At 27.4% G+C, this 1,125-nt stretch carries 2 protein-coding genes and 1 pseudogene; 2 read left to right on the forward strand and 1 reads right to left on the reverse strand.

What is annotated here, in order from left to right; genetic code table 11:
* A pseudogene (locus AC5EAH_RS08135) lies at window positions 1–189 on the forward strand (hypothetical protein); the annotation flags it as partial.
* A 62-nt stretch (window positions 190–251) separates the two neighbouring features.
* Complete coding sequence (locus tag AC5EAH_RS08140; RefSeq protein WP_493494279.1) at window positions 252–428, forward strand: IS3 family transposase; 177 nt, start codon at window positions 252–254, stop codon at window positions 426–428.
* A gap of 64 nt (window positions 429–492) precedes the next feature.
* Here AC5EAH_RS08140 and AC5EAH_RS08145 read toward each other — a convergent pair whose 3' ends face one another.
* A complete protein-coding gene (locus AC5EAH_RS08145; protein WP_493494278.1) occupies window positions 493–999 on the reverse strand; it encodes a QueT transporter family protein in 507 nt (168 codons plus the stop codon).
* Window positions 1,000–1,125: the final 126 nt, after the last annotated feature.

A 1,125-nucleotide genomic window follows, 5' to 3' on the forward strand; every position in this document is an offset into this window, starting at 1 on the left:
TCTATATTAGTATACCCAAACCAAAGCGCAATAATTGATTTATGGGACAAGTCAATTGTGGCTTATCAATTGAGTGTTAAAAATAATAATAAAATTGTCATGTCAACAATTCGTAAAGCTTTTATAGCTAATCCTAATGCACAGCCAATGATTCATAGTGATAGACTTCATATGCATATAAAGCATTAAAAGCACGTTATCAATTCAAAGTGAGTATGTCTAGAGTTACAAAATGTTTAGATAATTAACCGATTGAAAGTTTTTGGGGGACTTTAAAATCAGAATGTTTTTACTTGAATAAATATCATCATTCAAAAGCATTGATTAAAGATATAGAAAAGTATATTCAATTCTATAATCATGATCGTATGACATTAAAATACAATGGACTTACGCCGATAGAAATCAGAAATAAGTCCATTGCATAAAACAATATTTAATTATTTTTTATTTTTTTGATTGTCCACTTGACTGGTAGCAGTTCATTTTTTATTAATTTTCAATTATATCGTGTAAATTAAGACGCGAATTAATAATTGGTAATACAAATGCTCCAATTGTCATAATAATTGCTTCACTAATAATTAAATATAAATAAGAAATTAAGAATGTTCCTTTAGGTATAAACCCTAAATAGAATAGCATACAAGCTATTGGTAACATACCTATTGTTGAAAATAATACTGTATTAACAATATATTTTTGAGAACTATTTTTAGTAAATCTAAATGCTAAAATCGAAATACCTAAACCAAAAAATGTTGCTGCTGTACCAATCACTAGATCAAGTGGTCCATTTCCTGAATATAAATTGGCAATCGCACAACCTAATGTAATTGACCAAATATATTTTTTATTACTGACAACTAATTGGTTTAAAAGTTCACTTATACGAAATTGGATAACACCAAATGCTAATGGTGCAACAGCTAATGTTAAAACTACATATAAAGCAGTAATAATCGCAGAAGTTGTTAAAAATAAAAAGTTTTTTGACATAATAAAATGCTCCTTATCCTATAAAATGAAAAGAGATATAGAGATTGTGAGCCCTGGTTTTTTTTATCGATGGATCTCCCAAACATCTATATTAACTTATTAAAAAAGAGATGACAAAGTCATCTC

The organism is Staphylococcus sp. B1(2026) (assembly GCF_058895785.1).

Coding starts and splice junctions, on each gene's coding strand:
- AC5EAH_RS08145 (WP_493494278.1), bottom strand. CDS start 999: ATGTCAAAAAACTTTTTATTTTTAACAACTTCTGCGATTATTACTGCT.